Raw genomic sequence first — 14,838 nt, 5'->3', positions numbered from 1 at the left:
TGAAGCGCACGGGCCCCGTTCCGTGAGGATTAGGCGGGCTGTGCCGACGGCGTCACCTGTGAGCTGTGGGAGGGCGCGGGGTGCGTGCCCACAGTCGACGGCGTGATGATCTACCCGTCCAAGGTCTGTGCCGTCACGCCAACCGGGACCCGATCCGAAACCTCATGTCCCCGGCAGCCCGACGGACATCCTCCGACAGGGCCTCCACCTCCAGCACCCCGAGCAGCACCATCAGAGCCCGCGCCTCATCCTCGGCCAGCAGCCGCAGACGCGGCTCGGGCACCCCGTCCAGCAGCGAATCCAACAGGTCCAGCACACCCTCATCCATGCCGGAGACAACGCGGTAGGCCGGCCGAAGTCACCGGCCCGCAGAAGGGCGATCCACGAGGCGGCGATGCCGGTTGATGCGCGCGTCATCGGGTGGCCGGTCCCTTCAGTCCCTGCCGGGCGCCGGCGCCGCGCGGACACGGCGCTGCGCCTGCTCCGGGGTCGCCGCGTACGGCTCGATCGGCGCGGCGAGCATCGACAGGGCACCCCGCCCGGCGCCCCGGTCCCCGACGCCCCCCGTGTCGTGACTACCCGCACTCTTCCATGGACGTGATCCTGTCCGCGTACCGGGAGGCTCCGACAGGCGGGAGTGACGGCCTCGGCCGTACTGCGTCCCGTCACGGGGACCGGGGCCTGTCCCGCACACTCCGCTCCGGCACGGGCTACAGCGACCCTAAAGGGTGACCGAGAGCCTCCGCAGCGGTCCCTGGGGGCTCGACTTGTCGGTCGGGACGAAGTACTGCGGACGAGCACGGCACCGGGACTTCCTGGACGCTTTCACGCAGTCGGCCTCCGTGTAGAACAGCTGCCGCGAGCGGCATTATCGGCTACACCGCCATCCCCGCCCTGGTCGCAAGTCGTGTCGGCCACAACGGGCCCGGCGTTGACACCGTAGAAGCCGCCCAAGGTCTCAACCCCGTTCTTCCCCTCCAATTGGGCGAGCAGCGCCGCCGCCACGCCGCGAGCAAGTTCACTCGCGGTCCTCACCACCCGGTTCTGCGCGCGTCCAGACCGAGGACGACCATCGCTGACTGGATCGAACACGTACCGGCCGGCGACGGGTTCGAGAGCTCGGGCACCAGCTGGAACGTGGCGCGGAGCCATCTCGGAAGCAGACGTGTCCATCACCGCGTCCCACGGTCCTTTCCCGGCCAAGCGGAGCAGGTCCGGGGTCAACGTCCGGTCGCCGTGGACTGTACGGGCGCCCTCTGGCGCGACGCCGGAACGGCCCCGGCTGCGCACCGTCACCTCCCTGCCCCGATCGAGGGCGGTCTGCGCGACCGCACGACCAAGAGACCAACTCCCGCCAAGCCTCCATGCTGGCGATCCTGCCGTGCAGGCCATGCCACAAAGGCCACCTCCGAATCCGTAGTAACAGATTGTGTCCGACGGGCAACTTTCAGTAGATTTAGTGGGTGGTGTTCTCCCTCACCGGCTTTGCGGCGGCGACCGCCGCGGCGGTCCTGCTGTCGCTACCGCACCCGGCCCCCGCCCTCGGGCAGGCGCCTCAGGCCTGCGTACCTTCCGGACAGGACTCCCGAGGGAGATCATCCGTCGACCAAGGCGTGATCGCCTGGGAGGACGAGACGGTCTTCGATGACGCCCGCACCTACGCGGTCGGCCAGTGGACCAGCGGCAACCTCAAACAGGTCACCTTCCACCCGGACTCCGCCTCCGAGGTTGCGGACCTGGAGTGGAACGACACCCGCTCCAGCGGAGGCGACTGGAAAAACGTCCTCGCCCGCTGGACCGGACTCCCTGGCACGGACAGCGTCACCATGAACCGCTTCTACCTCGACGACGGAGCCGTCCGCGGAACGATCGCGCACCGGCGCCGCGTCGCCACCCACGAACTCGGCCACGCCCTCGGCTTCTGCCACAAGAGCACCCAGGTCGCCTCCATCATGTGGGCCGACAACGCCGAGGCCGCGCGCGCCGGCATCGACCAGATCACCACCACCGACCGTGCGTACTACCACCAGCTGTGGGGATGACCATGAAGAAGCTTCTCGTCGCCGCCGTCTCGGCCGGCGCCGCGGCCGCCCTGGCCGGCGGGGCCTGGGTCGGCTGGGACCAGTACCGTGCCGCGCGCACCACGCAGAGCGAAGCCGTCCACGCCTTCGACACCACCGACCCGAACCTGGTCGCCCCCGAAGCCGCAGCGGTCTTCACCGGAACCGTCCTGGAAGACCTCGGCCGACGGACCGTCGAAGGCCTGCCCTCCGACGCCTACCGCGTCCGCGTCGACCGCGTCCTCAAGGGCAATGCCATGGGGGAGATGCTGGTCAGCCAGAGCGACGAGAGCGGGCACAAGTACCTCGTGGGCCAGACATACGTGTGGGCCACCAACCCCGCAACCCGCCCCGAGGAAGGCGTCGCCCAGCTCTACGACGCCGACCCCCGACCGGCCAGCGAGACGGACATCGCCACTTGGACCGCCGCCCTGGAGCCCGCGCTGTAGACGCTCCAGCCGTGCCGCGGCCTCCATATACCCGGACATTGCGTTCTCCGCCTCCGCCGGGGCCATCCTTGGAAGCGGAGGAACGCAGAGGCGCCGGGAAGAGCCCCCAGGTACGGCGGCCCATGACCCTGGATCCGCGGTGATCGCCCAGCGGTCAGCCACCTGTCGTGCCGCTCGACGGGTCCGGCGGAACGAACTGGGTCGGGCGGATGCCCGAGTGGTGCGCGACCATCTCGACCGGCAGCCGCGGCTGGGTATGTGCGATCGACCTCTGACGGGGTGGGCCCGCCTGACCACCCGGGACGTACCGCGGCACGTCGTCGGCGCTGCCTTGGCCAGGGTGCTTCTTTTTCAGGGGGCGGTGTCGGGGTCGGCGCTGGTGGAAAGCGTGTTGAGGCGGTCATGGACTTGGTCGGGTTGGACGTCGTTGAGCCAGCTGCCGAGTCCGGCTGCCATGACGAGGGGGTCGATGCCTAGCAGCCGGCTGATGTGGTGCATGTCGCGGAGGCTGTAGGTGATCTGGCCGTCCTGACGTTTGCTGATCTGGCTTTTAGACATGCCGAGGTAGCGGCCGAGCTGCTCATAGGTGAGTTCCGCGCGGAGTCGTCCGTGTTCTACGGCCTCGATGAACCTGAGCTCGAGCTCGGTCACGGCTTCTCGGGCCTGCTTCGCGGTCTTCTCCATGGGGCCATCATATCGATCCCGGATTCGATGTCGGAGACCATAGTCGGCTGATGGAATCCATGTATCCGACAGAGCGCTTAGGTTGCTTAGAGAGAAACTCTGTTGGTAGCTTGGAGCCATGACTGACGGACCGAATCTCGCCGTGTCTGAGGGAATCCGGCATGGCTGGGCGCCCGCCCACGCCTGGCGCTGGTTCTTACTGCGCTCCGCAAAGCACGTTCCGAAGGCGACCAGGGAGCAGCCCGAGTGGAAGAGCCTCGGCGCGTCCTTCTTCGCGATCTTGCAGGCGGTTGGCCAGGCGGCAGACGAAGACGGTACGAATGCCTTCCTGGGAACCGACACCCTCATGGCGATCGGCCGGTGCAGTAAGGAAACCGTGCAGAAGGTGCTCCTTGCTGCGGAGGCGGTCTGCCTGATTCGCAAGACAGCCAATGCCCGGGGAGGCCGGCACCCCAAACCCGCCACCTACGCCTGCTTGCTCCCACTTGGCGTCAACACTGCTACAGGCCATGGCATTGCCTGGGCCAGGGTAGTAGCCGTGCTGTCCAGTTCCGCACACGACCGCAGGCTCCGGCACAAGCGGGCACAGGTTCTGGGGCGTCACGTGACACCGCCTGACCGGAACCCGAATCAGGAGCTGAGGGTGTCACGTGACGCCCCCGTACGTCCTGAAGCGACGATTGAGGAGGCGTCACATGATGCGAACAGAGAGCGTCATGTGACGGATCAGGGGGCGTCACCTGACGCCCCTACCAGGTTTCACCAAGCCTTCCACCAGGAGATGGATGAGGTGGTGTGTCAGCCTCAGGTGGATGGGGCCTTGCCGTCGACTACAGGGCAGAGCGGGCGTCACGGCAGGGTGGTCCTTCCGGCCGAGGGGCCCGAGGACGGCCGTAGCTCCACGGTGGCGGCCTCTAACTACACCAGGCACGTCGCCTCCTGCGACCGGTGCCCTCGGGAGATGTGGTGCCCGCAGGGCTCCCAGTTGCGTAGATACCTCGTTGCTGAGCAGACCCACAAACGGGCCCGGTACCTGGGGCAGTCGCCAGGGTGATGCCGGGCGACTCGCCACAGGGCGCAGGGCGCCACCACCGGTCGGTGATAGCGAAGGTCAGTGTGCGCGGACGGCAGTTGGGTTGGGCCCGCTCGTTTGCTCCGGGATGGGCCGCCTCAAGCCCGTGTCGGCCGCGGCATAGCACCGGCAAGGACTTCGCTGATCGTGTTCTCGGTGGTGTCGTCGAGGGTGATGTCGTAGGTGCGGGCCATTTGCTGGATGCGTGCGACCGCCTTCCGCACGGCGGCGTGGTCGCCGGCAGTCGACTCGATGCGCAGGAGGTCTCGGTGGAGGACTTCGGAGGTTTCCTCGATCTCGAGGGCTCGCTGGATGGTGCGGCGGGCGGCGTCGAGGTCGGGGGTGTCGCCGTCGGTGTGCCAGCGGGCGAGGGTGTGGGCGGTGTCGGTGATCCGCGCCAGCATTTCCTGGATGACGGGGTCTGCCCAGGGCAGGGTCCGGCCTTCGAAGGGGCGGCCGCGGACCAGCGCCATGGCCGTTTCCAGGTCGGCGGTGCCGGCCCCGGGGCCGGCGGCCAGGCCTCGGGTGGCCAGGGTTTTGAACTCGGCCCAGTCCGAGGTGACCGAGGGGTGCAGGACGTACCCGGCGCCGTTTTTGGGGCGCGGAAGCAGCGGGTGGCCGTCGCTGGTGAGGCCGAGGACGTTGCGCAGTTCGGACAGCCGGGAGTGCAGGGTGCGGGTGGACCAGGGGTTGACGGGGTCCATGGCCTGGCACAGGTACTCGGTGCCGCGTCCGGGGCGCAGGTGGATGAGGGCTGCGAGGGCGGCGGTGCGGGGGCCGTGGGCGGTGGCGGCGGTGCCGGTGATGCGCAGGGGGCCGAGCATGTCGATGCGGACAGGTGCTTGCTCGTCGGTGGCCTGGGCGGGCACGGTGGCGGCGGTTTGGGTGGGTACCTGCGCCTTGTTGGTGGCGGCCTGGCCCGTCTCGTTGGCCTCTGCCGTGTCCGTCGCCGTCTCTGGCCCGTCTGCTGCTGGCTGCATGGCTTCGGGGGTGCCTTGGTCGCTGACGGGCTGGGGGGCGGTGGCCGGGGAGGCGGTGATGAGTGCGGGGAAGGGGTTGCCGGGGTCCTGGGCGTCGGCGGTGGTGGACCGTAGGGTCAGAGGCTGCCCGTTGGCGGCTGCCTGGTCGTGGCTCTCGGCGAGTTCCCATGCGCCGGAAGCCGGTACTGGGTCCTGGGTGGAGATCTGCAGGGCGTGGACGTACTGCCGGTACTGCTCGTCGGTGATGCGTTGCAGGGTGACGGGCAGGCCGAGCGGGGCGAGGAGGGCTTCCTGCCCTGTCGTGACGTCGATGATCTCGGCGTGCGGGAAGACGCGCCGGGCCGCCTCGCTCGCAGGCAGGACGACGGCGGTCTTCAGGTCCCGGGCGGCAGCCAGAGCATCGGCGAGCTGGGCCAGGTGTTCCCCATCGTGGTCGCCGGCGCCGATCATCAGCCATGGCAGGACCTGCTCGCCGCTCTGGTGGGCTTCGAGGAGGAGTTCGCCAAGGTCGGCGGCGACGGCCGGCAGGTGGGGCATGGTGCGGATCCGGCCCTGCGGCAGGAGCTGGGCCAGGCGGCTGCCGAGGCCGGCGGTGAGGATCTCGCTGTAGTCGGTCCACCCTGACGTTCCCAGTTCCAGGGCCAGAGCGCGGGCGACTTCGAGGACCTCCTCCGGGGTGCCGTCCAGGAGAAGGATGTCGCAGGTGGTCAGGTCGGCCAGCAGGAGCCCGTCCTGATGGGCGCCGAGGGAGACCAGGCCCGGGTAGGGGGCCTCGACGTCTTTCAGGGCTTCGGGATCCGGGAGAACGGCTGCGGGGTCCAGGGTCCAGGTACGGCTGTCGGGCCCTGCGGTGAACGGGGCTAGGGGGTCGGCTGGCTCGTCCAGGAGCATCCGGACCTCCTTGCCTGCCAGGAGCACGCCGCGCAGGGTGGGCAGCACGCGTTCGTCGGTGGCGGCCTGGTGGGCGAGGGCGCGCAGGATGCGGTCGAGGATTTCGACGCCGGCGGGCTCGCCTGCTGCTGTCAGGAGCTGTTCGAGGGTGTTGGGGTCGTTGTCCTGGGCGATGGTCTGGCCCGCGCGGCGCTGGCGTTGTTGCAGAATCCGGCGCACGCCCAGAGCGCCTGCCAGGGACGCGGCCAGCAGCGTCCCGAGTCCCGCTACCACCGCCCAGTTCACGCCGGCCGTGGCGCTCAGCGTACGTGGGGCGTCGGGGGCTGGCGCCTGGGCGGGGGAGGAGCTCGGGGCCGGCGAGGCGGCCGCAGGTGTCCGCGTCGGGAGCTGGGCCGATGGCGCGGCGGCCGGTGCGGAAGGCGAAGTGGCGGGTGGCGCCGTCTGCGGGGGCGCCGTCGCCGCCGGCGGGGCGGTGGCCGGTGGCGTGGCCGGTCCGGGCTCGGGGGTGTGCGGGGACGGGGCGGGGGTCTCGGTTCCTGCGGTGTGGGGGAGGGTGAGCTGTTGTCCGGGATAGATCAGATCGGGGTTGTTGAAGGTGTCGCCGCCGGGAAGAGGCTGGCCCTGGTTCAGGTCGAAGATTTCCTGATGGCGGTCGGGGTCGCCCAGCTGGTCAGCCGCGATGGAGGAGAGGCTGTCCCCGTCGCGGACCGTGTACCGGACCTGGCCGGCGCCGTGCGGCGCGCTCCCCTCTCCTGCTGTGCCGGCGCCCGTTGCCGGGGCGGAGGGGATGGTGGCGCCGGCGGGCAGGGTGAGCACCCATCCCGGCTGGATGGGCCGCTCGGCGTCGAAGACCGTGCCGTCTGCCATGGTGCGGCCGTCGTTGAGTGCGGCGATGTCCGTCCACCGCTCCCCGCTGCCGAGCGTCTGCTGGGCGATGGACCACAGGCTTTCCGCGGGCCGCAGATCGCGGACCGTGTACGTCACGGCCGTGCTCGACGAGCCGGCCGCTGCGCTGCGCGGTGCGGTCTCGGCGCCGCCGGGTGTGGGGGAGGCGGTGACGCCCGTGGGGGTGGCGGCGGGAGCGGCGGTGGTGGGGGCGGCGAGGGCGGTTCCCGTGGGCAGGGCCAGCAGGACGGCGCCGACCAGGGCGGCCGCGGCCCGCTGCCCGACCAGGCCCCGGATCTGCGGGGCCCTGCGGCCGCGGAGCTGGGCGGGGATCTCCAGCAGGACCGCACCGGTGAAGCACACCCACCCCACCCACCCGGCGACGGCCAGGCCCAGCAGGAACACCTGCCCGGAATCCTCGGTCGACAGCAGGTGCCAGAGCGCGGCCACACCGGGGGGTCCGACCAGGGTGGTGGCCCACCACAGCAGGACGGGCAGTCCGGCCAGCAGCAGGGCCAGAACGGCCAGGGACAGCACGCCGCGCAGCAGTGCGGCCGCCGTCTGGGATCCGCTCCGGCGTGATGGCGGGGTGCGGTCGGGGGTGGGCTTCGGCATCGCCGGTCCTTTTCGCTGGGGTGCGGGGCTATTGGGGCTGGGTGACGCCGTGCAGCAGGCGCGCGCTGGCGTGGCCGGTGACGTCCATGGATCCGATGCCGGCGATGGACAGGAACACCGTGGGATAGGTGCCGTGGACGGTGACGGTGAGCTGGGTTCCGTCGGCGGACAGGCTCGCGCTGCCCTCGGTGCCGGTGCGGGCGAGGTAGGCCTGGGCGGCGGCCTGGGCGGCGGCCGGGTCGACCCGGATTCCTGTGCCGGTGATGGCCGCGGCGGGGTCGATGGCCTGACCGGCCGCGCGGGCGGCTTCCATGGCGACGGCGTCCGCGCGTTCGGTCGCGCGGAGTTTCCCGCCGCCGTCGATGGCCAGGCCGATGATGGCCAGCAGTGCCACGGTGGTGATCGCGGTGTAGACGGCGATCCCGCCCCGGTCCTCGCGCAGACGGCCGGCCGCCCGGCTTCGAACGGTCTGCATGCCTCAGCCCTCCCGGGAGCGGTAGGCGTCCACGATGGAGGTGAACGTGCTGGTCAGGGTCTTGGATCCGGGGACACCGGGGAGCAGCAGGTCGGCCATGGCGACGGTGCAGGTGATGGTCACGGTGACGGTGCCGACCTGCCCGATCGGTACGGCCAGTCCGGAAACGTCCACGCTGGTGCTCGAGGAGGCGCAGTGGAGGCCCTGGTCGTCAAGGGAGCGGGCGGCCGCGGCGGACGCTTCGGACTGGGCCGCGCCGTAGGTGCGGGAGATGGAGGCGGCGCGGGCCGCGTCTTCGGCGGCCGCGTCGATCTTCGCACCGGAGGTGACGATCCGCCCGCCCGCGATGGCCAGGCACAGCAGCATGATCAGCAGGGGGGTCACGATGGCGGCCGCGATGGTCTCGCTGCCCCGGTCCTGGCGGGCCAGGGCCAGCAACCGTCTCGCCTGTGCGGTGAGGGTCATGGGGTGGTCCACCGTTCACGGGGCGCCCCGGCCGTCTGGGAGACGCTCAGACCCGACAGGCCCGGGATCAGGGAGGGCGCCGTGCCGGTCACGGTCACCCGGACCTCGGTTGTGCTGCTGCCGGAGGTGCTGACGGCGCTGGAGGCGAGGCTGTCGCCGGCGATCCGTCCCAGGGCTTCGCGGGCCCGGGCGGCGCCCGCGCCTTCGGGGGCCTGGTAGACGCGGGCGGCGGCGACGCCTTCACGGGCGGCGGTCAGGGCGATGCTGCGGGCGTGGAACCACATCGCGGCCTGGACGACCGCGACCGTGATCAGGATGACGAACGGGAACACGATCGCCATCTGGATCGACGCCTCACCCCGGTCCCCGGCCCCGCCCCGCAACCGGCCCCAGCGGCACGCGCCGGCGCTGCCGGGAACGCGCCCTGGCCTCTTCGGCCGGTCCCCGGCCCAGCGTCCTGCCACCACTCCCCCTCTCTGCGTTTCGCGTCGCTGTCGGGCTGTCAGATGCCGGACAGCTTGCCGTTGTACTTGGTGACCACCACGCCGATGGTCCCGGCGATGACGAGGGCGCCGGTGACGGCGGCGACCCAAATGATGATCGTGGTGATGGAGATGTCGCCCCGGTCCTTGGAGCTGTGATCCTTGATGTCCTGCCAGTGGGAGCGCAGGGCGACGGACAGGCGGACGGCGAGCTTGGTCATGACGTTTCTCCCTCGTGGGCGGTCAGGTGGTGAGCATGCGGATGATGGCGGGGAACGCGATCAGGAGCATGACCAGGACGGCCAGCAGGGCGCCGGGGGCGGTCATCTTCTCGCTGTTCGCGTTGGCGTCGGCCGCCTGGGCGGCCAGGAGCTCGGTGCGCAGGTTCTTCGCGCGCGAGCGGAGGGTGGCGTAGACGGAGGCGCCGTCGTCGGCGGACTGCCGCATGATCGCGGCGAGGTCGTCCATCACGGGCAGGTCGAGTTCGGCGGTCAGGCGGGCCAGCGACTCCCAGTGCGCCACCTTGTCCACCCGGGACTGGGCCAGCGCTGCCTGGATCCGCTGGAACGCCCACCCGCGGCCGACCTGCGCGGCCTGTTCCATGGCCTGCTCGGCGGAGACGTTGCCGGCCCGGCGCAGTGCCACCAGGTCGAGGTAGGCGGCCATGGCGTGGGCGAACTCCGCCCGTGCCCGCTTGGCCTTGTCGCGCAGCGCGAGATCGGGTGCGAACCACAGCACTGCGGCCGCCAGGAGGGCGACGATCGCGGGCAGGTACAGCGGCAGCCCGAGCAGCAGGAGCGGGATGGTGGACAGGGGCGGCAGGAGCAGGCCGCCGCCGGCGAGTGCCACCTTGGTCAGGACGAACTTGGCCGGGGTGCTGCCGGTCAGGGCCAGGTCCTTGTACGGGATTCTTACGCCCGGCACGTCGGCCAGGCGCTCGAGCAGCCAACGCCCCCACCGCTCGTCGCGGTCCAGTGCCTGGTGGTCGGCCGCGGCGGACAGGGCCGCGGGCTGGTTGAGGCGTCGCAGCGCCGGCCCGAGGGCCGGGGCGGGCCGCAGGACTTCACGGATCAGCAGAGCGCCGCCGGCGCCGATGGCCGCTCCGGACAGGATCACCGCGACCGGCATCATGCCCGCACCTCCACAGCCGACTCGGATACCTCTTCGCCGTCATCAACGGCGGCCGCGGGGGTGACGGCGCTGCGGGGGTCGGCGATCAGGAAGCGGGGAACGGGCTTGATGTCGGCGATCTGCCGCATCATCGCCAGGACCCCGACGAAGGCGGCCATGAGCACGGCCAGGACCAGCTGGCCCAGCATCGTCCCGTACGGGGCGGTGTAGGAGGGCACCAGGAACCCGGCGCCGATGACGCCGAGGGTGATGATGGTCATCCACCGCATCGTGGTGCGGGGCTTGGCGCGGTCGGCCTCGATGCCGCGGCGCCGGGCGACCTCCTCGTGGACGGACTCGGCGAGGTCGTCCAGCGCCTGCGCGAGCCCGGGCCCCCGGTCGGCCGCCGACAGCACCAGCGCCGCCACGACCTTGTCGGCCGTCACATCAGCCAGGGCGTCGCCGAAGGCGCGCAGCGCGTCGGTGGGCCGCCACCCGACCTGGAGCCGGTCCACGAGATCGGCGACCTCACCGGCGATGTCCTCAGGACACCCGCGCCGGGAGATCTGCAACGCCTCGTCCAGGCCCCGGCCCAGCCGGAGCGTGTTGGCCAGGCGCTGGGTCCAGTCCCCGAGCGCCTCGAGCTTTCCGATACGGGCGGTGGCCGACTTCGTCGGCGCCAGCAGCCACGGCACCCCGATCACCGCGAGGAACACCATGGCCCCGGCCACGAACACCCCCGTGACCAGCCACAGCAGCACCCCGGCCAGCGCCCCGCCGGCAAGCCGCGTACGACGCGCCATCCGCTCGTCCCGGGTCGCCAGGTTCCGCCCGGCCCGCACCCGCTCGGCCAGCCCGGGCCCCTTGGGGGCGGTCGTGCCGACGACGCCGGCCACCAGGCCGACCAGGCCGCCCGCCACCAAGAGCCCGGCGAGCACCCACCACAGCACTGTCACAGCGCCCCCTCAGAAACCAGCAGCGCAAGCGCCGCGCCCCAGGCCCCGGCCTGCTCGTTCAGCAGCTCCGCGTCGAAGCCGGCGCGACGCAGGTCGTTGATGCACCGCGGCAGCATCAAGGGCACGGCGCGGTGCTCACCCCATTCCGGGCGTGGCCCGAAGATCTGGTTGGTCTCCGGGCGGCCGCCTTCGCCGATCCCGGTGACCTCCAGGACGTGGGAGACGAACCGGTGCCGGTGCCCGCCGATTTTCGTCTCGTCGATGGAGGACACGAACACGATGAAGTGCAGCCCGTTCGCGGCCTGCCGGTAGGCCAGCGACTCCGACATGTTCGCCTGCGCCAGCAGGTACAGCTCGGCGATCCGGTCGAACACCACGGACGGGTGGATGGCGTGCAGGGTGCACAGGTTGCCGCCCGCGCCGTTGGTCATCGCCTGGAGCATGGCCACGATCTCCGGGCCGCGGACCTCGCCGACCACGATCCGCGTCAACGTCATACGCAGCGCCCGGTACATCAGGTCCATCAGCGTGATCTCGCCGGCCGCGTTGCCGGCGACCATTTCGCCGTTGGACTCGCGGGCCTCCATCGGCACCACCTGCCGGTGGTGCCCGTTCTCGTGGGCGAACAGCTCGTACTCGGTCTCCAGCGTGGCGAACCGCTCGTCCGGGTCGATCTCCTTCAGGAGCGCCCGCAGCAGGGTCGTCTTGCCGGCGGCCTGACCGCCCACGATCATGACGTTCTTCTCCGCGCGCACGCACGCCCGCAAGAACGCCTCCAGCGTGGTGTCGAGCATCCCGCGGTTCACGAGCTCGGGCAGGTCGGCGTGGCGCATGCTGTGCCGGCGGATCGTCACATACGTGCCCGGGGTGACGTCGATGACCGCCTGCAGCCGTGACCCGTCGGCCAGCCGCAGCGCCAGGAACGGGTCCGCCGTCGACAGGCTCCGCTCGGCCTGGCCGGTGGTGCGCCGGGCCAGGTCCCGCAGGAGTTCGCGCAGCTCCTCGTCGGAGTCCGCGACCGGTGCCACCTGCACGCGGCGGCCGTCGGTGAAGTCCAGCCACACGTCTTCGTATCCGTTGATGAAGATGTTCTCCACCAGTGTGTTGTCCAGGTGCTGCTGCAGGCGCCCGGCCCGGAACTGCAGGTCGAACACGGCCTGCGCGATGGCCGCGTCCTCGCCCGGGCCGGTGGCCGTCCCGCGCTTGACGGCCTCGGCGTCCGACCACACCGCCACCTGCTCATTGATCAGGTGGCGGCCCTGCTGCTCCTGCGCGGCCTGGCTCAGACCCGGCCGGGCACGCAGCAGCTCGGTCAACCGCTCCCCGACCTGCTTCTTGATCAGCCGCACCGCCGCGTAATCCACCACGACAGCCGCCGGGAGCGCCGGCTGAGGCAGCTGCGGCGCACCGGCGCCGGGCCCCGCTGAGGGAGCCGGAAGCCACGGATTGACCGGCACGCCCTGCTGCCCGCCCGGCGCGCCAGCGCCGGAGCCGCCGCGTACGGCGCCCAGCCGGCTCTCCAGGGAGCCAGCCACACGGGGGTCGTTGTGAAGAGGGTTAGCGCGCACCCGTCACCACCACATCCGCCGTGCCAGGGGGAGGGGCCAGGCGCGAGCGGCGGATCGCCACCAGCTCCTGCACCCGTACCGCCGCCGTCCGCACCCCACGCATCAACTCCCCGGACTCGAACCTGCGCGGCTGATCCGCACCGTCCGACAGCACGGCAGCCTCCTTCGGCCGCCACGGCAGCACCGCGGTGACCGTGACCCCCAGGTGCCTCCGCACCTCCTCCTTCGAGAACGGCCCCTCGTCCACCAGCAGCAGCCCGAGCTCCGTGCGCCCGCCCAACGACGCACGCAGCGCCTCGATCCGCACCTGGGCACCCTGCAGCCCGCGCAGCGTATTGCGGGCGACCAGCAGGACAGCGTCCGCCTTCTGCGCCAGCACACCCGAAGGCCCCACCGCGCCCCGCCGGCCCAGGTCCACGATCACGTCATGCCCATGCTCCTCGATCCCCGCGAACAGCACCGACAGCGGCCGCCAGGCCGGCTCCATCGCCGAGGCGTGCGCAGGATCGTAGAGACCAGGCAGCACCAGCCGGTCACGCGTCCCGGCATCGGTGACGTCCACCAGCTGCCGCCAGAACGCATCCACCAGCTGCCCATGACCCTGCCGGGCCGCCACCGCCAGATTCCGCATCCCCCGCGAGTTGTCCAACGTGCCCTGCAGCGCACCAGGCAGAACAGCCCCGCCGTCCGGATCCGCCTCGGCCAGCACCACCCGATGCCCCTCCGGCATCGGCCACGTCATCAGCAGGCCCAGAGCGGCCGTGGTCACCCCCGGCGCTCCCAGCCCGCCCGCCAGCGCCACCACCGCCATCAGGAACCCTCCTGCGCGGCCACGATCAGCGCCACCGCACCCGTCGCCACCCGCGACGCCAGCACCGGCCCATCCGCAGCCGGCACCGCCACGTCCACCACCACCACACCCGTCGCCGGCGCCGCCACCCCCACCGCGACCACCGTCGCCGCAAGCGTCTTCGGAGCAGGCGCCGCCTCACCAGGCTTGCCGGCCCCCGCCGCCCCGGCCGCCTGGGCCGGATCCGGCGTCGAGACGATCAGCACCTTCTGCCCAGGCGACAGCCGCGACGCCGGAAGCTGCGACGGCTTCAACGCCACACCCACCAGCTGCTCACCGCCCTTCACCAGCGACACGGCCGTGACCTGCCCCGGTGACAGCAGCGATCCGGCCTTCAGGGCCACAGCGGCACGCTGGCCGACCAGGCCCGCCTTCTTCGTCGCGGGCACCGCCTTGACCACCGGGTCCAGAGCCAGCGACGCCGGCGCCAGGTCGGCTGCAGAGAGCGCCTGTCCCACCGGCACATCCCGGGCCACCACCAGCACACTCGAGCGCTGACCCGACACGGTGAACAGCAGCGCCCCCGACAGGCCACCGGCCGCGATCAGCGCGACGGACAGCGCGATCAACCCAGGACGGCGGCGCCGCTGGCGGACGACTCGGGGCGCTGGCGTCGGCTTGTCGGCGGGCCCACCCGGCCCGGGGACGGCGGCACGGCCATTCGCGGCCGCGGTGGTCGTACTCACGTGCTGTGCCTCCAGCAGAGGAGAAGGAAGAGAAGAGGGGGAACAGGGGTGCTCCGACTACTGGCCGACTACCTGGACTTCACCCACGGCGATGTCCACGGCACTGGAGCGGACCTCGGTCAGCTGACCGCTCTGGCCGCCGCCGGTCCAGTCGATCGCCCAGGTAGACGTCGCGGTCACGTGGTACTTGCCGGGCGTCCGGTAGCTGTGACCGCAATCGGGCGACGGGTTCTTGCCGAACTCGGCCCGGTAGGGTGTGCCCGGAGTGGTGCAGGTGACCGTCGTGCCGTCACCCAGCGCCCATACGATCTTGGCGACCCGGGCCGTGGCGGTGACCGTGACGGCCCCGGCGGAAGCGGACGCGACGTTGGGGCCATAGGTCTCGGGGCCCGTCGCCGTCCACATGTAGACGGGCATACCGACGACACCGACACCCCCCGGCTTGGGGACGATGCCGATGGCCGGCGGACGAAGGAGCATCGAGTCGACCGCGCGCTGCGCGAGGACAGCAGGGTCCACGGCTACCGCACCGGGCGGGTTCTGTGCCCAGAAGGCCCGCCCCGCTCCCGCGAGATTGTCGCCGTCCGTGATGCCGTTTCCGAGTCCGCAC

At 71.4% G+C, this 14,838-nt stretch carries 15 protein-coding genes; 2 read left to right on the top strand and 13 right to left on the bottom strand.

The window, feature by feature from the left end:
• Nucleotides 1-133: 133 nt before the first annotated feature.
• On the bottom strand, nucleotides 134-316 hold the full coding sequence (locus AB0D45_RS00365) for a hypothetical protein (RefSeq protein WP_362454500.1): 183 nt from the start codon (nucleotides 314-316) through the stop codon (nucleotides 134-136).
• A 1,297-nt stretch (nucleotides 317-1,613) separates the two neighbouring features.
• Here AB0D45_RS00365 and AB0D45_RS00360 point away from each other — a divergent pair.
• Entirely contained in the window at nucleotides 1,614-2,042 is a 429-nt protein-coding gene (locus AB0D45_RS00360; protein ID WP_362454498.1) for a matrixin family metalloprotease, read from the top strand.
• A gap of 2 nt (nucleotides 2,043-2,044) precedes the next feature.
• Complete coding sequence (locus AB0D45_RS00355) at nucleotides 2,045-2,509, top strand: hypothetical protein (RefSeq protein ID WP_362454496.1); 465 nt, start codon at nucleotides 2,045-2,047, stop codon at nucleotides 2,507-2,509.
• Nucleotides 2,510-2,860: 351 nt separating this feature from the next.
• On the opposite strand, the gene AB0D45_RS00350 is transcribed toward AB0D45_RS00355, so the two are convergent.
• The 12 genes from AB0D45_RS00350 to AB0D45_RS00295 form a co-directional block, all read right to left on the bottom strand.
• Nucleotides 2,861-3,193 (bottom strand): helix-turn-helix transcriptional regulator, encoded by a 333-nt coding sequence (locus AB0D45_RS00350; protein ID WP_362454494.1) that lies wholly within the window; start codon nucleotides 3,191-3,193, stop codon nucleotides 2,861-2,863.
• A gap of 1,170 nt (nucleotides 3,194-4,363) precedes the next feature.
• Nucleotides 4,364-7,636: a LysM peptidoglycan-binding domain-containing protein gene (locus tag AB0D45_RS00345; RefSeq protein ID WP_362454492.1), complete on the bottom strand. Its 3,273-nt coding sequence runs from the start codon at nucleotides 7,634-7,636 to the stop codon at nucleotides 4,364-4,366.
• Nucleotides 7,637-7,664: 28 nt separating this feature from the next.
• Entirely contained in the window at nucleotides 7,665-8,111 is a 447-nt protein-coding gene (locus tag AB0D45_RS00340) for a hypothetical protein (protein ID WP_362454490.1), read from the bottom strand.
• Between the two features lie 3 nt (nucleotides 8,112-8,114).
• Nucleotides 8,115-8,576: a TadE/TadG family type IV pilus assembly protein gene (locus AB0D45_RS00335; RefSeq protein ID WP_362454488.1), complete on the bottom strand. Its 462-nt coding sequence runs from the start codon at nucleotides 8,574-8,576 to the stop codon at nucleotides 8,115-8,117.
• Nucleotides 8,573-8,959 carry a TadE family protein gene (locus AB0D45_RS00330; protein WP_362454738.1) on the bottom strand — a complete coding sequence of 129 codons (387 nt, stop codon included), beginning with the start codon at nucleotides 8,957-8,959 and terminating at the stop codon, nucleotides 8,573-8,575. Before AB0D45_RS00330 ends, AB0D45_RS00335 begins: the two co-directional genes overlap by 4 nt.
• A 119-nt stretch (nucleotides 8,960-9,078) precedes the next feature.
• Nucleotides 9,079-9,279 carry a hypothetical protein gene (locus AB0D45_RS00325; RefSeq protein ID WP_362454486.1) on the bottom strand — a complete coding sequence of 67 codons (201 nt, stop codon included), beginning with the start codon at nucleotides 9,277-9,279 and terminating at the stop codon, nucleotides 9,079-9,081.
• Between the two features lie 22 nt (nucleotides 9,280-9,301).
• Entirely contained in the window at nucleotides 9,302-10,189 is an 888-nt protein-coding gene (locus tag AB0D45_RS00320; protein WP_362454484.1) for a type II secretion system F family protein, read from the bottom strand.
• Nucleotides 10,186-11,124 (bottom strand): type II secretion system F family protein, encoded by a 939-nt coding sequence (locus tag AB0D45_RS00315; RefSeq protein ID WP_362454483.1) that lies wholly within the window; start codon nucleotides 11,122-11,124, stop codon nucleotides 10,186-10,188. Before AB0D45_RS00315 ends, AB0D45_RS00320 begins: the two co-directional genes overlap by 4 nt.
• The gene (locus AB0D45_RS00310) at nucleotides 11,121-12,491 is read right to left on the bottom strand and encodes a CpaF/VirB11 family protein (RefSeq protein ID WP_362454481.1); all 1,371 of its coding nucleotides are present in this window, start codon (nucleotides 12,489-12,491) and stop codon (nucleotides 11,121-11,123) included. The genes AB0D45_RS00315 and AB0D45_RS00310 overlap by 4 nt, the downstream gene beginning before the upstream one ends.
• A gap of 190 nt (nucleotides 12,492-12,681) precedes the next feature.
• A complete protein-coding gene (locus AB0D45_RS00305; protein WP_362454479.1) occupies nucleotides 12,682-13,503 on the bottom strand; it encodes a hypothetical protein in 822 nt (273 codons plus the stop codon).
• Complete coding sequence (locus AB0D45_RS00300; RefSeq protein WP_362454477.1) at nucleotides 13,503-14,111, bottom strand: SAF domain-containing protein; 609 nt, start codon at nucleotides 14,109-14,111, stop codon at nucleotides 13,503-13,505. Before AB0D45_RS00300 ends, AB0D45_RS00305 begins: the two co-directional genes overlap by 1 nt.
• Nucleotides 14,112-14,285: 174 nt before the next feature.
• A complete protein-coding gene (locus tag AB0D45_RS00295) occupies nucleotides 14,286-14,747 on the bottom strand; it encodes an ATP/GTP-binding protein (protein WP_362454475.1) in 462 nt (153 codons plus the stop codon).
• Nucleotides 14,748-14,838: the final 91 nt, after the last annotated feature.

Origin of the sequence: Streptomyces sp. NPDC048352 (assembly GCF_040651895.1) — a bacterium.
Classification (GTDB): Bacteria; Actinomycetota; Actinomycetes; order Streptomycetales; family Streptomycetaceae; genus Streptomyces.
Note: the sequence above shows the minus strand (reverse complement) of the source record. Positions and strands in the feature narration are given on the sequence as shown.